Origin of the sequence: Streptomyces niveiscabiei (assembly GCF_033794345.1) — a bacterium.
Lineage (GTDB): Bacteria > Actinomycetota > Actinomycetes > Streptomycetales > Streptomycetaceae > Streptomyces > Streptomyces niveiscabiei.
In genome coordinates, this window is record NZ_JARAYJ010000126.1 from 1 (window position 1) to 627 (window position 627).

Annotated in this window: 1 rRNA gene; it reads left to right on the plus strand. The window is 56.5% G+C overall.

Annotated features, from left to right (window positions below):
- Positions 1-627 (plus strand): 23S ribosomal RNA (locus PV682_RS44170); the annotation flags it as partial.

A 627-nucleotide genomic window follows, 5' to 3' on the forward strand; every position in this document is an offset into this window, starting at 1 on the left:
TCGTGACTGCGTGCCTTTTGAAGAATGAGCCTGCGAGTTTGCGGTGTGTTGCGAGGTTAACCCGGGTGGGGTAGCCGTAGCGAAAGCGAGTCCGAACAGGGCGTTGGAGTAGCACGCTCAAGACCCGAAGCGGAGTGATCTAGCCATGGGCAGGTTGAAGCGGAGGTAAGACTTCGTGGAGGACCGAACCCACCAGGGTTGAAAACCTGGGGGATGACCTGTGGTTAGGGGTGAAAGGCCAATCAAACTCCGTGATAGCTGGTTCTCCCCGAAATGCATTTAGGTGCAGCGTCGTGTGTTTCTTGCCGGAGGTAGAGCACTGGATAGGCGATGGGCCCTACCGGGTTACTGACCTTAGCCAAACTCCGAATGCCGGTAAGTGAGAGCGCGGCAGTGAGACTGTGGGGGATAAGCTCCATGGTCGAGAGGGAAACAGCCCAGAGCATCGACTAAGGCCCCTAAGCGTACGCTAAGTGGGAAAGGATGTGGAGTCGCAGAGACAACCAGGAGGTTGGCTTAGAAGCAGCCACCCTTGAAAGAGTGCGTAATAGCTCACTGGTCTAGTGATTCCGCGCCGACAATGTAGCGGGGCTCAAGCGTACCGCCGAAGTCGTGTCATTGCAGCAT